Here is a 19,012-nt window from a genome sequence, read left to right on the forward strand (position 1 = left end):
ATGAAAATATATAGACAAATCCTATTCTTGGCAACTGCTTTTGTATCAGTGGCCTGTACAGATAGCTTTTTCGACTTGGAGCCAAGTAGCAGTGTGCCTACAGATAAAGTATACAAGACAGCAGACGATTTTAATGTAGCAGTGATCGGCTGTTATTCTAAATTGCAGGGACAGGTTTCCTACTTCACGGAATGCTGCGAATATCGGAGTGACAACCTGTCGTTGAGTGCTCCTACTGCCGGAACACAAGACCGTTATGATATAGATCAGTTTGCGGATAAAGCCTCTAATGGAATATTGGAATCCGCCTGGGCGAATTTTAATAACGGAGTATATCGCTGTAATTTGGTATTGGACAAAATAGACGCAGCTGACTTTGATGCTACGTTGAAGAAACAATATAAAGGGGAAGCGCTTTTCGTGCGTGCTCTTACTTATTTTAATATGTATCGCTTGTGGGGTGGAATTCCGATGACTGATAAAGTGGTGACGGTGGCTGAAGCTCTTAAAATCGGAAGAAGCTCAGAGCAGCAGGTCTTTGATTTTCTTACCGGCGATTTGAATCAGGTTATCAATGAGAATATGCTGCCTTCTTCTTATACGGGTACTGATACGGGACGTGCGACCTCCGGTGCTGCAATGGCATTGCTGGGAAAGATTTATCTGACTTTCCATAAGTGGACAGAGGCACGCAATGTACTTTCGCAACTGATAGGCAGATATTCTTTGATGCCTACACCGGATAAAGTATTTGATGTCGATAATAAAATGAACGATGAAATCATTTTCGCAGTGCGCTTTAATAAGGACGTTGAGGGTGAAGGACATGGTTATTGGTTTTCAATTATCAACCTGACAGATGATACTAACCAGACAAAGGCTTTGAAGGAGTGCTATAAAGACGGTGATAAACGCAAAGACCTGATCACTTATGTGAAAGTAGAAGATAAAGTTTGCGTAATGAATAAATTCAAGGATTTGAAAAGTGCGACATACAATACCGTCGGTAACGATCAGATTATTCTTCGTTATGCCGATGTACTGTTAATGTATGCCGAAGCACTGAACGAAATCAGCTATAGCAACTCTCAGACTTCTGATGCAATGGTTGCTTTGAATGCGGTACATACCCGTGCCGGATTATCTCCGGTTCAGATTACGGAACTGGCAGATCAGGATAGTTTCCGTAAAGCCATTATGCTGGAACGCCAACAGGAATTTCCTTATGAGGGACACCGTTGGTTTGACCTTGTTCGCATGGGAGGTGCCAAGGAAGCTATGAAAGCGGAGGGACATACAATTCAGGATTTCCAGTTTCTGTATCCTATTCCTAAAACGGAATTGGAAAGAATCAACAATACCGAGTTGTTGTGGCAGAATCCGGGGTATTAATATGGTTAAACTTAAAGAATTCAGACGATGAAAAAAATAATATATAGCTTGTTGTTTGTCATTACGGCAGTTTGTGCAGCTTGTGACGAAGAACTGCCAAAAGCAAGTTTTGATTTATATGAATTAAAGACGCTTACGGCAACGGCCGGAGATATGAATGTGGCACTTTCCTGGGAAGCATATCCGGACGCCCGTCCTGATGAATATCTTATTAGCTGGACTTCGGGCTCTTCGGGAGCGGAAGGAGGGCAAATGACTGTGGAGGCTGAGGCTTCCGGTGCAACTGTCAGTGATCTTGTCAATGATGTTGCTTATACATTCTCCGTACAACCTCGCTATACCGGAGGATTGGCGAGTAAGCGATCTACTTCTTGTACGCCAAAGAATGCAAGATATCCGGTGACTGGTCTGACTGCGTCAGCGGGAGACAAGAAAGTCCGGCTGAGATGGACGAAGCCTGCCAGCGAACGGTTTACGAATTATCAGATTACCGTAAGTCCCGGCAATCAGGTTATCAAATTGGATGACACAACATTGGAAGAATATATGGTTGAAGGGTTGACTAATGATCAGGAGTATAAGTTTGATGTTGTTTGCATTTATCCGATGGGGAATTCTGTTTCGGCGGAAGCGGTGGCTACTCCGGGAATTATTTATCCGGTAGCAGTCAATACGGAATTGGTTGTCTGGGAGTCTGCTGTCTTTGCTTATAACGATATGTATTTTACTGGTGGCAATGTTAAATCCGTCAGCTGGGATTTTGGTGATGGTACTGCTTCTGCTGAAACGACTCCATCGCATGCTTTTGCTGCTACTGGAACTTATACAGTTACTATTACAGTAACATATACGAATAATACGACGGAGTCAGGAAGTGTGGAAATTAATGTTGTCGAATATAAATGGGATAGTCTGAATCTAAATTTTAACGGATTAACAGGATATGTCAAGACGTCCAATCCTGTATTCTCCCCGGATGGAAAGACGATGTATATTCCGACTTCAACGCCTGCCGGGCATTTGTTTGCCTTAGATGTAGTCAGCGGCGAATTCAAATGGGTATTTGCCATTGATAAAATAACTTATGGCGGCGGTGCATTAGTGGGGTCTGACGGTACTATCTATCAGTGCGTGAGAGATGCTTCTATCAAGAATGTGTATGCCATAAATCCGAATGGTACTCAGAAATGGTCATTGCAATTAGACGGACCGATAGGTGCGTTCCCTGCTTTGTCTGCTGATGGTGTACTCTATTGTTTGACTAATAAAAGTACGTTATATGCACTCGATGTTGCGAATGGTGCGATTAAATGGCAACAATCTCTTGATGGAACAACAGGAAGTGCGGTGGCTATTGATAGAAACGGACATATCTATGCAGGTACCAGTGAAGCTATTTATGCTTTCAGCGCAAATAAGGAAGAACTTTGGAAACTCAGTGGTGTTAATGTGACAGAGCAGGGAACTTTTGCTTTGAATGGCAACACGCTTTACGCAACTTTGAAGTCAAAGGCTGGACTTGTTGCTGTTGATATCACGAACGGAACCAAAAAATGGACCTATCCGACAACAGGCGGTGATGCTTATTTCCCTATCGTAGATAAGAAAGGTGTTGTTTATTTTACAGAGAAAGGTTCGCAAACAGTTTACGCTGTAGACGCTGACGGTTCAAAAGTATGGGTGAAGAAGGTAAATAATAACCTGAACTACAGTGGTGCTGCGTTGAGTACAGATGGTGTTCTTTATATCGGAACGCAGTCAAATAATAAGATTTTCGGACTTAATACGGCAGATGGAAGTACTGTTTATGAGGAATCTGTGGGTCAACAGGTAATGGCATCCGTTTCGATTGGTCCGGACAAGCGTCTTTATTGTGGTACTATTGGAGCGAGCAATATAGGTTCTATAAAAGCGTTTGACATTAATAAAACGTTGGAAACAGACTCCTGGAGTATACGGGGTGGAGATATTCAAGGTACAAACCGACAAAAATAAACGGTGATGAGAAAATTGATATTTATCGCATTTATGGTGATGTCTGTTTGTGGATATGCACAGAAATATGAAGTAGGTACTACGACAGCAGTGTGGAAAGCACCTGCTGCTGCCGACTTCCTTCATGCAAAAGCGATTGGTGTGAAGTATGTCGAAGTAGCCTTTAATCAATGTTATAGGGGAGTTCCTGTCGATGAAGTGATTCCACGTATAAAGGAAATGAAAGCGAAGATAGACAGTGCGGATATTGAAGTCTGGTCTATTCATCTTCCTTTCTCCCGAACGCTGGATATCTCAGTTCTGGATGATCGGTTAAGGAAGGAAAATGTAGATTTTATGGCAGAGATGATAGAATTGTGTGCCATGTTCCAACCGACTTGCCTGGTTTTGCATCCAAGTTCGGAACCGATAGCCGATAGTATTCGGGCGCAACGGATTGCCAATGCTTCGGAGTCTATTGCTTATTTGAAGAAATATGCTGATAGGATTGGCGCTCAACTTTGTATAGAGAATCTGCCCAGAACCTGTTTGGGAAATACTCCGGAGGAACTTATGAGGATTGTCGGAGATATCCCGGACGTAAAAGTGTGCTTTGATACAAATCACTATACCAAAGGCACGACAGAGCACTTTGTGGCAATAGTAGGTAGCCGTATCGGCACTATACATGCTTCAGATTTTGATTTGGTGAACGAATGCCACTGGCTTCCTACACAGGGAAATATAAAATGGGGAAAGTTGATGCAAGATTTGGAGAAGACCGGATATAAAGGCGTTTTCATGTATGAAGCGACGAAGGATCACGAAAATAATAATGTGAGACCTGCTCTTGAACGGATTGCAGAGACCTTCGATAAAATAACTGATGACTATAAAACACTGAAATAATATGAATAATATAAGAAGAATACAATATTTCCTGTTTTGCCTGCTGGCAATAGGACTTGCAAGTTGTAGTGACGATGATAATAATGATAAGAAGACCGGGTACGAAGGAATTCTTACGGAACTGGCAGCAGAGGTAGATGCCACTACCCAACAGTTATGGGGAACTTCTCCATCAATTGTAAATACTGAACGTGCCGATGCTTTGAGCACTATTCAGGGATATGCCGATAAATGTCTGGATGACTATTTTATCAGTTTTCTGAATGGTTTTGATCAGGCAAGTATGAGTATGGAGAAGAGTGAACCGATCTTATACTATTACCGGAGTGCTTTTGACCGGGTGATGGACGGAATTGAAAACTCCAAAGTAGAGAATGGCACAGCAGAAATCTGGTTGCTTTATAACATGGGATATATAGTTAAGACTCCTTCCGGATGTTTTGCTATTGATATTTCTCATCGCTGGGCGAAGGAACTTGCACCCTATATCGACTTCCTTTGTGTGACGCATAAGCATTCTGATCATTATAATACAGATTTGATTCAGGCAATGTTTGATTTGGATAAGCCGGTATTATCCAATTATTTGAAAGACACCACTTATCCCTACACGGCAAAGGGGGATAAAGATTATGAAATAGGTAAATTTAAAATCCGTACTTGTATTACCGATCATAATAATTCCGGATTATCAAATTTCGTAACTATTTTCCAGATAGACTGTGGGGACGATACTGGAAATTTCGTCTTTATGCATGTCGGTGATTCCAATTTTAAAACGGAACAATATACAAACATTGCGCCACATGTTAATGTCTTGATTCCCCGCTATGCTCCTAATGCGCTGACTGAGAATAATATTTTAGGTACCGGAGCGGGACAGGTACAGCCGGATTATGTTCTGTTATCCCATATTCTGGAAATGGCTCATGCAGGTGTTGATGCATCCAGATGGTCATTGGACATGGCACTAGAACGGGCGTCCAAGATTAACTGTGACCAGACCTATGTGCCTATGTGGGGAGAAAAGATGGTCTGGAAGAACGGTAAGCTGAACTAATAATTTTAATATTTGAATTTATGAAACGAATTTATAACTTTATATTGCTTGTATGCCTGGTGCAACTGGCTGTTGCCCAAAATCGGATTGCGGAAATCAGAGAAAACCTGTTAGGAAATTATTCCGATAGAGTGTTGGTCGTTTCTCATCGTGCCGATTGGCGAAATGCTCCCGAAAATTCATTGCAAGGAATACGGAATTGCATTGATATGGGAGTGGATATGGTAGAAATAGATTTGAAGAAGACCAAAGATGGTCACTTGGTCATCATGCATGATAAGACAATTAACCGTACAATGACAGGAAAAGGAAACGCTGAGGATTATACACTGGCAGAACTGAAAGCAATGCGACTTAAAAATGGAGCAGGCTGTAAAACCAGACATCAGATTCCTACTCTCGAAGAAGTTATGTTACTTTGCAAAGGGAAGATAATGGTGAATATCGATAAAGGTTACGATTATTTTCAGGAAGCTTATGCTGTACTTGAAAAAACAGGAACAATTGACCATTGCGTAATTAAAGCAGGGCTCCCCTATGAACGAGTGAAAGCAGAAAATGGTGATGTACTTGATAAGGTTATTTTTATGCCTATTGTGAATCTGCACAAAGAAGGAGCGGAAAAGATAATCAATGATTATCAGTCACACATGAAACCGACTGCTTATGAACTGGTATTTAATGATGATAATGAAGAAATACTTCGCTTGATCAGGAAAGTACGTGATAGTGGTGCCAAGCTTTTCATTAATTCTTTGTGGCCTGAACTTTGTGGAGGTCACGATGACGATCGCGCGGTAGAACTACACCAACCGGATGAAAGCTGGGGATGGATTTTGAATCAGGGGGCTAAACTGATTCAAACAGACCGCCCGGCATTATTACTCGAATATTTGCGTAAAAAGAAACTGCACGACTAAAGATATTCCTTCATGCTGAAACATCTTATAAATTTTTACAAGGTCTCTTCACCGGGGCCTTGTAACGGAGACGTTATGTCTTCATCTGGCAAGCGTCGGTTGAAATATCTGCAATGGTCTACCTTTCTTTCGGCAACTTTCGGATACGGTATGTATTATGTCTGCCGGTTGAGCTTGAATGTAGTAAAGAAACCGATTGTAGACGAGGGAATCTTTTCTGAAACGGAACTCGGAATAATCGGTTCGGTGCTGTTCTTTACGTATGCGGTGGGTAAATTTACGAATGGATTTCTGGCAGATCGAAGTAATATAAATCGTTTTATGACTACCGGCCTGCTTGTTACCGCATTGATTAATCTTTGTCTCGGTTTCTCCCATTCATTTATTTTGTTTGCTGTTCTTTGGGGAGTCAGCGGCTGGTTTCAGTCTATGGGGGCTGCTTCGTGTGTAGTCGGACTTTCCCGTTGGTTCACGGATAAAGAACGTGGCTCTTATTATGGCTTTTGGTCCGCCAGTCATAATATTGGTGAAGCACTGACATTTATAATTGTAGCATCTATTGTTAGTGTTTGCGGCTGGCGTTATGGTTTCTTTGGGGCGGGTATGGTAGGATTGCTGGGGGCATTAATTGTATGGCGTTTTTTTCATGACAGTCCCGAAAGCAAGGGCTTTCCTCCGGTCAATGTTCCGAAAGAAAAGAAAACGATGAGTGCTTCCGAAACGACAGATTTTAATAAAGCTCAACGGCAGGTTCTGACAATGCCTGCTATCTGGATCCTTGCTTTATCAAGTGCATTTATGTATATCAGCCGATATGCGGTAAACAGTTGGGGAGTTTTTTATTTGGAAGCACAGAAAGGATATTCCACTTTGGATGCCAGTTTCATTATTTCCATTAGTTCTGTTTGTGGTATTATCGGCACTATGTTTTCCGGTGTAATTTCTGATAAACTGTTTGGTGGCCGGCGTAATGTTCCGGCTTTGATTTTCGGACTGACGAATGTTTTAGCATTATGTTTGTTCTTATTAGTGCCAGGGGTACACTTTTGGCTCGATGCTGTGGCAATGATCCTCTTTGGACTGGGCATCGGAGTACTGATTTGTTTCTTAGGTGGGCTGATGGCTGTTGATATTGCTCCTCGCAATGCTTCGGGAGCTGCTTTGGGAGTTGTTGGAATTGCCAGTTATATCGGAGCTGGGCTGCAAGATGTCATGAGCGGAGTTTTGATTGAAGGACATAAAACGATCCGGAGTGGGGTAGAGGTTTACGACTTTACTTATATCAATTGGTTTTGGATCGGATCGGCTATATTGTCGGTATTTTTCGCTTTATGGGTGTGGAATGCGAAGCAAAAATAAATCATTGATTATCAGTGGAGTATAAAATAGGTACTTTTTCTTTTAAAGGAACGGGCTCTTGGTTTAAAACCAACGACCTGTTCCTTTAAAACCAACGGGGTGTTTCTTTTAAAGGAATGAGCCTTGATATTTCAGAATTATTTCAGTATCATAATTTTTCTTTGCGGGAGATTTATTATCTTTGTACTTTTAACCCGGTAATCGATGAGTAGAATATTTGCAATTACTAAAATACTGCTGTTTGTGCTATTGGCTGGAATGACTTCCACTGTATTTGCGCAAAGCGATGATTTCACTACATGGACTAAATTCAAAGTGAACTATAAGATCGATCCCCGATTTTCACTTTTAAGCAATCTGGAGTTTCGGACAAAGGATGACGTAAGTAGAATGGACCGTTTGGGATTGGCCATTGGAGGCGAGTATCGGGCTTATTCATTTTTGAAACTGGAAGCCGGATATGAAACTCATTTCCGGAATTTGGGAGATTCGGAATGGAAATTCAGACACCGTTATAACTTTGGAGCAACTGCAAGTTTTCAATATCAGTGGTTGAAAATTGCTTTGAGAGAAAGGTTTCAGCAAACTTTTGACCGTGGAGATTCAAAAGCTCGCCTTCGTTCCCGCTTAAAATTAGCTTATGCACCTGAAAAAGGAATCGTTTCCCCCTACTTCTCAATTGAAATTTATCAAAGTTTGGATGACGCTCCTTTTTGGAGAGCAGATCGTATGCGTTATCGGCCTGGAGTAGAGATAGCTTTGGCTAAACGATGGGCGTTAGATATTTTTTATTGTTATCAGTATGAGTCTCCAAAAGGTAAACATATTGCCGGGGTAGAAATAGGCTATTCTTTTTGAAAATGTTAGATTACTAATATAATAATGTGTAAGCCTATTTGGTTTTGAAATATCCCTGATTCATAAAGTGCTACTAATTTGATACTTATGAATAAATATAAATATTATTTAAGAAAATGAAGTATTGGTTGATTTATGATTTATACTTTTGCTTTTGGCATTTCAGAATGAAATGTTGGAGTTGATGATTCTCCAGTCGCAACAGACGTGTTGTGTGGAATCTCATAACTGAAAGTGAATACTTCCTCTTATGTCCTTCTTTCTGCCCAATCAAAGATTTCTTATTATTTATATTTAAATAAAGAGGACATGAATATTTTGTTTAGAATGGAAAAAGGAATCGCTGTGTGCCTTTTTTCTTCTTTTTTTGTATTAGCATGTGTAAATCATATTCCGGGAGAGAAGGCTGCAGTCAGCAATGGAGATATTCCATTGAAATTTACTGCTGATATTCATGAAGTGACATATACACGTGTTGCTGGCAATGGCTTTGAAGAGAATGATGAAGTGGGAGTATTTGCCCTTGTAGGGTCCTCCACCATGAAGGAAGAACGTTATGCGGATAATTTGCGTTTCTTTCGTACTTCCGAAAAAGTTTTTGAGTCCAGTGAGCCGATTTATTATCCTGATGATGAGGTAACATTACGTTTGATCAGTTATTATCCTTATCAGGAAGAGGGAGTGAATATGGGAGAAAGTACGATGTCGGTGGCGGTAGAAACAGATCAAAATCTTTCTGCCGGCTATTTCTGCTCTGATTTTCTGGTTGCTTCTCAAAATCTGCAATCAGCTCCTAAAGGAGCCATCGCCCTGCACTATGATCACAAATTTTTCAAATTAAAAATCGCTTTGGTAGGAAAGGAAGGTGAAGAATTGCAGGGTATACTGGATGCTGACCCAAAACTTTCTGTTTGTGGTTTTTATACTAAGGCGGTTTATGATTTCCAAAAAGAAACTTATTCCGCTTTTTCTAATGAGAAAAGCATTACTCCTGCCGGAAAATGGGAGATACAGGGAGATCGGTTGAGCGGAAAAGAAGTGATCCTTATTCCGCAAGAAACCACTTTGGGCTATCAATATATCGTATTGGATGTTGGAGGTAAGATATATACCAGCCCATTGCCCTCTTCATTGCAGTTGCAGAGTGGTAAGCAGAGTGAGCTGGCGATTTCCTTCATCCCGACCGAAGATGTTTTGATAAGTAAAGTCGAAGGAGAAATCAATAGTTGGGAAGATGGAAATACAGGGCAGTCCGGGTCCGAAGTTTTCCACAATTATGTGGATGTGTCAAAATTGGTATTTGACGATTCGAAGGTGTATAAAGTGTTGAGTGCTGGGCAGCAGGTAGCAGAAATATGTAAAGAATATCTAGTGACGCCTGATTTTTCTTCACAGGCAATTGTCGTTTATCCGATGAAAGATAACCATGCGGTTGACTTATCCAAGGGAACGGTAGTACAATTGGTCGGACATGCAGATAAAGTGCACGGCGGAACTGTAGCGTGGGATTTGAAAGAACATTCATTGAAATATACTCCTGGAAATCAGGCTGCCCGAAGTAAGGTGTATATTTTGCCTGACGGACAAATAGCATTGTCTATGCCTGAAGAAATGTTGCCCGTATTGGCCATGAAAGATATAATGCGTGATGTGCGTGGGAGTAGTATTCACAATTACCCGATAGTGAAAATTGGTACGCAGTATTGGATGGGAAGTAATCTGAAAACATCATTATATATAGATGGAGAAGAAATTCCGAAACTGGAGATTATGAATGCCGGAGCGACAGGTTATCTATTGTCTCAAACAGATAAGAGTTATTATTTTTATAGTTTTGGAACAATTGTCAGTAATAAGCTGCTTCCTGTGGGGTGGAATATGCCTGATTGGAATGATTGGAATATGCTGAAAACTTATTTGAGTAATGATGCCTCTTTGTTGAAAACCGGGACATGGAAAGCAATAAGTACCGGTGCCGGTGCAATAGTAGGAACTGCTACCAATCTCACGGGTTTTGATGGATATCCGGTAGGAATGTATGCCGGTAAGTTTCAGTCTGCCTATGAAGGAAAATATCTTTCTTATTGGACTTTGAATGAAGCAGGGACAGATGCGGATGAGAAAATATTCTTGTTGAGAAGTGATAAAAACGAAATAGCAGAGGGAAACACCGGGTTAGACAAAGCTTACGCCATTCGTTGCATCCGAAAGTAAATCGTGGAAAATTGTTCTTCTTTTTTATATTTTGCTTATATTTGGGAAGTGAAACTTAAATAGAAGTCATAGATTATGAAGAAAATAATAAATCCCTGGAAAGGTCTGGAAGGGTACAATTGCTTTGGTTGCGCCCCTAATAATGAAGCCGGAATAAAGATGGAGTTTTATGAAGATGGCGACGAAGTGGTAAGTATCTGGAAACCCCGTCCTGAATATCAGGGATGGATCAATACCTTGCACGGTGGTATTCAGGCTGTTCTCATGGATGAAATTTGCGCTTGGGTGATACTTCGTAAATTACAGACAACGGGAGTAACTTCAAAAATGGAGACTCGTTACCGCAAGCCGGTCAGTACTACTGATTCCCATATTGTGTTGCGTGCTTCTATTAAGGAAGTCAAGCGAAATATTGTAATTATTGAAGCTAAGTTATATAATAAGGATGGCGAAGTATGTACCGAAGCGGTTTGTACGTACTTTACGTTCTCGCACGAAAAGTCGAAAGATGAAATGCACTTTGATAAGTGTGATGTAGAGCCAGAAGAGATATTGCCTTTAATTTGAAATAAAAACTGAACTTTTTGTGATAAATGTTTGGAAGTATCAAACAAATGCTTTACTTTTGTCGCATTAAATAAAAGAAATATGAAATATACAGTTGCACATCATCATCATCATTTTCCTAACGAATAACTCGGTGGGCGTGATTGATAGTGTGTATAACTCTATAAAGATAACGAAGGCTTACCGAATACGGTAAGCCTTTTTTTATTTCTGAATTGTTCGAATTGTAAATCATAAAATAATAAATAAAATCATGTTAAGAATCGCAGTACAAGCCAAAGGACGTCTCTTCGAAGAGACAATGGCACTTTTAGGAGAGTCGGATATTAAAATCAGTACAACGAAGCGTACTTTGTTGGTGCAGTCTTCCAATTTTCCTATCGAAGTTTTATTTCTTCGTGACGATGATATCCCGCAAACAGTAGCTACCGGTGTAGCTGATTTGGGAATTGTCGGTGAGAATGAATTTATGGAAAAAGAGGAAGATGCTGAAATCATCAAACGATTGGGATTCAGCAAATGTCGTTTGTCTTTGGCAATGCCGAAAGACATTGAATATCCGGGATTGTCATGGTTCAATGGGAAGAAAATAGCTACTTCTTATCCGGTCATTTTGAGAAACTTCCTGAAGAAGAACGGAGTAAATGCAGAGATACATGTCATTACCGGTTCGGTAGAAGTATCTCCGGGCATTGGACTGGCAGATGCTATCTTTGATATCGTAAGTTCAGGATCTACTTTGGTAAGCAACCGCTTGAAGGAAGTGGAGGTAGTGATGAAATCCGAAGCGCTGTTGATTGGCAACAAAAACATGAGCGATGAGAAGAAAGAAGTACTGGAAGAACTTTTGTTCCGAATGAATGCAGTAAAGACTGCCGAAGACAAGAAATACGTGCTGATGAATGCTCCGAAGGATAAACTGGAAGAAATAATTGCCGTGTTACCTGGTATGAAGAGCCCTACTATTATGCCATTGGCACAAGAAGGCTGGTGCTCTGTTCATACTGTACTAGATGAAAAGCGTTTTTGGGAAATCATTGGCAAATTGAAGGGACTGGGTGCTGAAGGTATTTTGGTGTTGCCGATTGAAAAAATGATAGTCTAATAAGTTTGAATGATGAAACTAATCAAATATCCCTCCAAAGAACAATGGGCAGAACTTCTGAAGCGTCCGGCTTTGAATACGGAGAGCTTGTTCGATACAGTTCGTACTATTATAAATAAGGTAAGAGCGGAAGGTGATAAAGCTGTTTTGGAATATGAGGCGGCTTTTGATAAGGTGACTTTGTCTGCTCTCACTGTGACTTCCGAAGAAATACAGAAAGCCGAAGGACTGATCAGCGACGAGTTGAAATCTGCCATTACGCTGGCTAAACGGAATATTGAAACTTTCCACTCTTCCCAACGCTTCGTTGGCAAAAAGGTAGAAACAATGGAAGGAGTAACTTGCTGGCAAAAGGCGGTAGGTATCGAAAAGGTGGGGCTTTATATTCCCGGTGGAACGGCTCCGCTTTTCTCTACGGTATTGATGTTGGCTGTTCCCGCAAAAATTGCGGGATGCAGGGAAATTGTGCTTTGTACCCCTCCCGATAAAAACGGAAATATTCATCCGGCTATTCTCTTTGCCGCTCAACTGGCAGGTGTCAGTAAGATATTCAAAGCGGGAGGAGTGCAAGCTATCGCTGCTATGGCATATGGAACCGAGAGTGTTCCTAAAGTCTACAAAATCTTTGGCCCTGGAAATCAATATGTGACGGCTGCCAAGCAGTTGGTAAGTCTTCGGGATGTAGCCATCGACATGCCGGCAGGTCCTTCCGAAGTGGAAGTGCTGGCTGATGCATCTGCTAATCCGGTGTTTGTTGCGGCAGATTTACTGTCGCAGGCAGAACACGGAGTGGACAGTCAGGCGATGTTGATAACAACCTCTGAAAAGCTTCAGGCAGAAGTAATGGAAGAAGTAAACCGCCAACTGGCAAAGCTTCCTCGACGGGAAATTGCTGCGAAATCTCTGGAAAACAGTAAACTGATTTTGGTGAAGGACATGGATGAAGCGTTAGAGTTGACGAATGCATACGCACCCGAACATCTGATTGTAGAGACTGAAAATTATCTGGAAGTTGCTGAACGTGTAATAAATGCCGGTTCCGTCTTCCTTGGCTCATTGACGCCGGAAAGTGCAGGGGATTATGCTTCCGGAACCAACCATACGCTGCCGACTAATGGTTATGCGAAAGCATACAGCGGCGTGAGCCTGGACAGCTTTATCCGGAAAATCACGTTTCAGGAAATTCTTCCTCAAGGCATGAAAGTTATCGGGCCGGCTATTGAAGAAATGGCAGCCAACGAACTTCTGGATGCTCATAAGAATGCAGTTACAGTACGATTAAATACATTGAAATGAAAACATTACAAGAACTTACCCGGCCGAATATATGGAAACTAAAGCCTTATTCTTCGGCTCGTGATGAATATAAAGGCGCTGTGGCTTCCGTTTTTCTGGATGCGAATGAGAATCCTTATAACCTGCCTCACAACCGCTATCCGGACCCCATGCAGTGGGAACTGAAAACACTGTTGTCTAAAATTAAAAAGGTTTCTCCCCAGCATATCTTTTTAGGAAACGGCAGTGATGAGGCGATTGATCTGGTGTTTCGTGCATTCTGCGAACCGGAAAAAGATAACGTAGTTGCTATCGATCCGACTTACGGTATGTATCAGGTCTGTGCCGATGTGAATAATGTGGAGTACCGGAAAGTTTTGTTGGACGAAAACTTCCAGTTCTCAGCAGAAAAGCTTCTTGCAGCTACAGATGAGCGTACGAAACTCATTTTCCTGTGTTCACCTAATAACCCGACGGGAAACGACCTGCTACGTTCTGAAATAGAAAAAATACTCCGCGAATTTGAAGGATTGGTCATATTGGATGAAGCGTATAATGATTTCTCCGAAGCACCTTCTTTCCTCGAAGAGCTGGATAAATATCCGAATCTGGTTGTTTTTCAGACTTTCTCCAAAGCTTGGGGATGTGCTGCTATCCGTTTGGGTATGGCTTTTGCATCCGAAGCAATTATCGGAATCCTGAGTAAAATCAAGTATCCTTATAATGTGAATCAGCTGACACAGCAGCAGGCTATTGCTATGCTGCATAAATATTATGAAATAGAACGCTGGATAAAAACATTGAAGGAAGAACGCGACTATCTGGAAGAAGAATTTGCGAAATTATCTTGTACAGTCCGAATGTACCCGTCCGATTCCAACTTCTTCTTGGCGAAAGTAACGGATGCGGTGAAGATTTACAATTATTTGGTAGGTGAAGGGATCATAGTGCGCAACCGTCATTCCATTTCGCTTTGTTGCAACTGTCTGCGTGTGACGGTGGGTACCAGAGTGGAGAATAATACGTTACTTGCTGCCCTCAAAAAATATCAAGGATAGTATATGAAGAAGAAAATATTGTTTATAGATAGGGACGGGACATTGGTCATTGAACCTCCCATTGATTATCAGCTTGATTCACTGGAAAAGCTGGAATTTTATCCGAGAGTCTTCCGTAATTTGGGCTTTATCCGTAGCAAGCTTGATTTTGAATTTGTGATGGTTACCAATCAGGACGGGCTGGGTACATCTTCGTTTCCGGAAGACACTTTCTGGCCTGCTCACAACTTGATGCTGAAAACATTGGCCGGAGAAGGCATTACCTTTGATGATATTCTGATCGACCGTAGTTTTCCGGAAGATAATGCGCCGACTCGCAAACCGCGTACAGGAATGTTGACGAAGTATATTGATAATCCGGAATATGATCTTGCGGAAAGCTTTGTAATCGGTGATCGTCCTACTGATGTGGAGCTGGCAAAGAATCTTGGTTGCCGTGCTATTTATCTGCAAGAAGCAACAGATGATTTGAAAGAGAAAGGTCTGGAAGAAGTTTGTGCACTTGCAACAACAGACTGGGATCAGGTGGCAGAGTTTCTTTTTGCCGGTGAGCGGAAAGCAGAAGTTCGCCGTACAACGAAGGAGACTGATATTTATGTGTCTCTCAATCTTGATGGAAATGGAGGCTGTGATATTTCTACCGGTCTTGGCTTCTTCGATCATATGCTTGAACAAATAGGCAAGCATTCCGGAATGGATCTGACCATTCGGGTAAAAGGCGACCTGGAAGTGGATGAACATCACACCATTGAGGATACTGCCATCGCTTTGGGAGAATGTATTTATCAGGCTTTGGGCAGTAAGCGCGGAATCGAACGTTATGGTTATGCTTTGCCTATGGATGATTGCCTTTGTCAGGTTTGCCTTGATTTCGGAGGTCGTCCTTGGTTAGTATGGGATGCAGAGTTCAATCGTGAAAAAATAGGGGAGATGCCGACGGAGATGTTCCTGCATTTCTTTAAATCATTGAGTGATGCTGCAAAAATGAATCTGAACATCAAGGCTGAAGGACAGAATGAGCATCACAAGATAGAAGGTATCTTTAAAGCGCTTGCACGTGCCCTGAAAATGGCATTGAAAAGAGATATCTATCATTTTGAGCTTCCTTCGAGCAAAGGAGTACTATAATTTACCTCATCATATTATATAATCTCATAGGATTGCTATATGATAATCAATAACAAACGAATTTGGCTTGGTTTATTTATCGGGATAGTGATGTCTTTTTCGGTTTATGGTCAAAACATAAACGCTGAAAAGATAACTGTTCCCGATAGTAAACTGACTAATTTGTATCAGATAGACTCAGGTGTATATCGTTCGGAGCAACCATCGGATGCTGACTTTAAGGCTTTGGAGAAATACGGTATTCGTGAAGTGCTGAATCTTCGCAACAGGCATAGTGACGATGATGAGGCGGCAGGAACAAAGATTAAGCTTTATCGGCTAAAAATGAAAGCGCATTCAGTCAGTGAAGATCAATTGATCAATGCATTGCGCATTATCAAGAACCGCAAAGGGCCAATCGTCTTTCATTGTCATCACGGTTCTGATAGGACAGGCGCAGTATGTGCTATGTATCGTATTGTATTTCAAGGAGTGTCAAAGCAAAAAGCTATTCAGGAAATGACCGAAGGAGGTTTCGGTTTTCATCGTATTTATAAAAATATCATTCGCACTATTGAGAAGGCTGATATAGAACGTATTAAAAGAGAAGTATTACAATAGTGCAATTGACCGTATGTTCTGTATGATTGATACACAGTTATGTGACATTTCTGTTTTACCCCGTATAATACTTAAGATAAATACAAAAATGTCACAGAAGAAAGATCAAAGAGATTATAAATCTTCTATTTCTTTAAGCCAGATAGTTGAACTTGCATCACTTGGCATTCGCCAGTCACCTCTGGGACTGATGGAAATACTACCTACCTTCGGACCATCGGGCAGACAGGAGCGCTTGAACTGCTGATTAAAGAAACGTCGGAAGAAAGTAGATAGCCATTTCTTTATTGTTTCTTTGTCATATACATCCTTGAAAGCTATATTAGCCAGATAGTAAATCTTGGAAGGACGGAAACCAAAACGCAGGAAGTAATAGAGGAAAAAGTCATGCAGTTCATAAGGCCCTACCAAGTCTTCGGTCTTCTGTTTGATTTCCCCGTTTTCGTCAGCTGGAATTAATTCGGGACTGATAGGAGTATCTACAATATCCAGTAAAGTCGCTTTAGCGTCCTCATCCATATCATTTTCCGCTACCCATTGCACTAGATACTTCACAAGTGTTTTGGGAATACTTCCATTGACACCGTACATAGACATGTGATCTCCATTGTACGTAGCCCATCCGAGTGCAAGTTCTGACAAGTCACCCGTACCCACTACCATTCCCCAAGTTTGGTTAGCGATATCCATTAATATCTGTGTGCGTTCGCGTGCCTGAGAGTTCTCATAGGTGACATCATGTACATTGATATCATGATCGATATCTTTGAAATGCTGGATACAGGCATCTTGAATACTGATTTCCCGGATAGAAATGCCCAATGATTTCATTAAATCAATGGCATTGTTATAAGTACGGTCAGTCGTTCCAAAGCCTGGCATTGTAACTCCCAGAATATCTTTGCGGGGTAAACCGAGTTTGTCGAAGGTCTTCACGCAGACTAATAATGCCAGTGTTGAATCCAATCCGCCGGAAATACCGACTACAGCTGTTTTAGCTTTGGTATGAACCAGTCGTTGTGCCAAGCCGGCTATTTGGATAGAGAATACTTCTTCACAATGCTCATCCAGTTCTGCTCCTTGGGGGACAAAAGGATGTGAATTGAAGTCTCGGGTCAAAGTAAGCTCTTTGCTATTAATAAACTCCGTTGCGACGGAGATTGCTTTTTTATCTCCTGGATTTCCCTGGCTGGCAGCAAAAGTGGTGTTGATTCTACGTTCTGCCCGTATGCGTTCCACATCGATTTCGCTAATGATCAGTTGCTCCTCCATGCAGAAACGTTTGCTACGTGCCAGTAATGAGCCGTTTTCGTAAATCAATCCGTTTCCCGCAAATACTACATCCGTAGTGGACTCCCCGAAACCACAGGAAGAAAATACGTATCCTGCAATGCAACGTGCTGATTGTTGACTGATAAGAGAACAAAGATAATGATGCTTTCCGATTCCTTCATTATCGGCAGACATATTGAAAATAATTTCTGCTCCTTGTAAAGCCAATGAGGAACTGGGAGGTATGGTAGCCCAAAGGTCTTCGCAAATTTCGATCCCAAAAGTCGTATCGGAAGTTTCAAACAGCAGGTTGGCACCTATGGGAACGATTTGTCCGCATAGGCGTACGGTATCTTCTGTCAGTTGAAGGGCAGAAGTAAACCAGCGCTGTTCGTAGAACTCCTTATAATTGGGGAGGTAAGTTTTGGCAGCAACACCTAGTACTTTTCCTTTTTGAATCACTACGGCGGCATTGATCACGGTTGAATTGACTACTACCGGCATGCCGACAATAGAGATGATGTCCAGTTGGCGGGTATTATTGAGTATCTGCATTAGCCCCATCTCTGCTTCTTCCAGCAAAATCTGCTGTCCGAATAAGTCACCGCAAGTATATCCGGTAATACTCATTTCTGGGAATACTATGATTTGCACACCCTTACCTTCAGCTATTGCGATTTGGCTTTCTATTCTCTCTACATTGAATTTACAGTCGGCCACTTTAACGTGTGGCACGGCTGCAGCTACTTTTACGAATCCGTAGTTCATCTTGTACCTTTTTATATATAGTGGGTACAAAAATAGGAAATAGTTTTGGATTTTTGCCCTTTTGACTCTGAATCCTCAAAATGAGGTGTCTTATGTCGTTTTAATGACTATTGCATAAGCAACTAATAAGAATGTCAAATGGAAAGTAAGATGGTCTTATTTTTGACGGTTTATATGGGATATATCTATTTGTTTATTAATATTTTGTTAATTATGCAATAAAAAGACATTTGAGGAAATTTGGTATAAAAAATGAGACTTTTTGTTTTTTCTATTTAACTATTATAATTATATTTGTAGCCAAATTAAAGAATTTTATAGGCAATTTACACCTAAACAAACGATAAGCACTTATTAATATCTATAATTTTAGAGAGATGGACATACACTTTATTAGTATTGCAGCGACACAAGACATTTATTTAGACATATGGCGTAATATTAAAAACCAGCCAAGCTAATTTCCCTATTCTATATATTGTATAGACTATTTGATAGTCTGTCCTGGAACGATGATAAAAGTATACTTTTCAAAGTCGCTCCAAGGGGAGAA

15 protein-coding genes are annotated in these 19,012 nt (G+C 41.1%); 14 read left to right on the forward strand and 1 reads right to left on the reverse strand.

Features of this window, described 5'->3' with window-relative positions:
- The 14 genes from KTR07_RS01740 to KTR07_RS01805 all read left to right on the forward strand — a co-directional run bounded on the left by KTR07_RS01740 (position 1) and on the right by KTR07_RS01805 (position 16,419).
- Positions 1–1,392 (forward strand): RagB/SusD family nutrient uptake outer membrane protein, encoded by a 1,392-nt coding sequence (locus KTR07_RS01740; protein ID WP_008760507.1) that lies wholly within the window; start codon positions 1–3, stop codon positions 1,390–1,392.
- A 27-nt stretch (positions 1,393–1,419) separates the two neighbouring features.
- The gene (locus KTR07_RS01745; protein WP_008766238.1) at positions 1,420–3,387 is read left to right on the forward strand and encodes a PQQ-binding-like beta-propeller repeat protein; all 1,968 of its coding nucleotides are present in this window, start codon (positions 1,420–1,422) and stop codon (positions 3,385–3,387) included.
- A 6-nt stretch (positions 3,388–3,393) separates the two neighbouring features.
- Positions 3,394–4,275: a sugar phosphate isomerase/epimerase gene (locus KTR07_RS01750; RefSeq protein ID WP_008766237.1), complete on the forward strand. Its 882-nt coding sequence runs from the start codon at positions 3,394–3,396 to the stop codon at positions 4,273–4,275.
- Position 4,276: 1 nt separating this feature from the next.
- The gene (locus KTR07_RS01755) at positions 4,277–5,335 is read left to right on the forward strand and encodes an MBL fold metallo-hydrolase (protein ID WP_008766236.1); all 1,059 of its coding nucleotides are present in this window, start codon (positions 4,277–4,279) and stop codon (positions 5,333–5,335) included.
- 20 nt (positions 5,336–5,355) lie between these two features.
- On the forward strand, positions 5,356–6,255 hold the full coding sequence (locus KTR07_RS01760; protein WP_011107159.1) for a glycerophosphodiester phosphodiesterase family protein: 900 nt from the start codon (positions 5,356–5,358) through the stop codon (positions 6,253–6,255).
- 12 nt (positions 6,256–6,267) lie between these two features.
- Positions 6,268–7,614: an MFS transporter gene (locus KTR07_RS01765; protein WP_011107160.1), complete on the forward strand. Its 1,347-nt coding sequence runs from the start codon at positions 6,268–6,270 to the stop codon at positions 7,612–7,614.
- 204 nt (positions 7,615–7,818) lie between these two features.
- The gene (locus KTR07_RS01770; RefSeq protein ID WP_008766234.1) at positions 7,819–8,472 is read left to right on the forward strand and encodes a DUF2490 domain-containing protein; all 654 of its coding nucleotides are present in this window, start codon (positions 7,819–7,821) and stop codon (positions 8,470–8,472) included.
- A gap of 309 nt (positions 8,473–8,781) precedes the next feature.
- On the forward strand, positions 8,782–10,686 hold the full coding sequence (locus KTR07_RS01775; RefSeq protein WP_113748593.1) for a fimbrillin family protein: 1,905 nt from the start codon (positions 8,782–8,784) through the stop codon (positions 10,684–10,686).
- A 75-nt stretch (positions 10,687–10,761) separates the two neighbouring features.
- On the forward strand, positions 10,762–11,253 hold the full coding sequence (locus KTR07_RS01780) for a PaaI family thioesterase (RefSeq protein ID WP_008766233.1): 492 nt from the start codon (positions 10,762–10,764) through the stop codon (positions 11,251–11,253).
- Between the two features lie 253 nt (positions 11,254–11,506).
- Positions 11,507–12,358 (forward strand): ATP phosphoribosyltransferase, encoded by an 852-nt coding sequence (gene hisG / locus KTR07_RS01785; RefSeq protein ID WP_008760516.1) that lies wholly within the window; start codon positions 11,507–11,509, stop codon positions 12,356–12,358.
- Between the two features lie 12 nt (positions 12,359–12,370).
- Complete coding sequence (gene hisD, locus KTR07_RS01790; protein WP_008766232.1) at positions 12,371–13,654, forward strand: histidinol dehydrogenase; 1,284 nt, start codon at positions 12,371–12,373, stop codon at positions 13,652–13,654.
- Positions 13,651–14,691, forward strand: a complete 1,041-nt coding sequence (gene hisC / locus KTR07_RS01795) for a histidinol-phosphate transaminase (protein WP_008766231.1) — start codon at positions 13,651–13,653, stop codon at positions 14,689–14,691. Before hisD ends, hisC begins: the two co-directional genes overlap by 4 nt.
- A gap of 3 nt (positions 14,692–14,694) precedes the next feature.
- Complete coding sequence (gene hisB, locus KTR07_RS01800) at positions 14,695–15,819, forward strand: bifunctional histidinol-phosphatase/imidazoleglycerol-phosphate dehydratase HisB (protein ID WP_008766230.1); 1,125 nt, start codon at positions 14,695–14,697, stop codon at positions 15,817–15,819.
- Between the two features lie 39 nt (positions 15,820–15,858).
- Positions 15,859–16,419: a dual specificity protein phosphatase family protein gene (locus KTR07_RS01805; protein WP_008766229.1), complete on the forward strand. Its 561-nt coding sequence runs from the start codon at positions 15,859–15,861 to the stop codon at positions 16,417–16,419.
- A gap of 114 nt (positions 16,420–16,533) precedes the next feature.
- Here the strand turns inward: KTR07_RS01805 and KTR07_RS01810 are convergent, their stop codons facing one another.
- Positions 16,534–18,459 (reverse strand): NAD(+) synthase, encoded by a 1,926-nt coding sequence (locus KTR07_RS01810; RefSeq protein WP_008766228.1) that lies wholly within the window; start codon positions 18,457–18,459, stop codon positions 16,534–16,536.
- Between the last annotated feature and the right edge of the window lie 553 nt (positions 18,460–19,012).

It is taken from the genome of Bacteroides sp. MSK.20.82 (genome assembly GCF_019052485.1).
Classification (GTDB): domain Bacteria; phylum Bacteroidota; class Bacteroidia; order Bacteroidales; family Bacteroidaceae; genus Bacteroides; species Bacteroides thetaiotaomicron.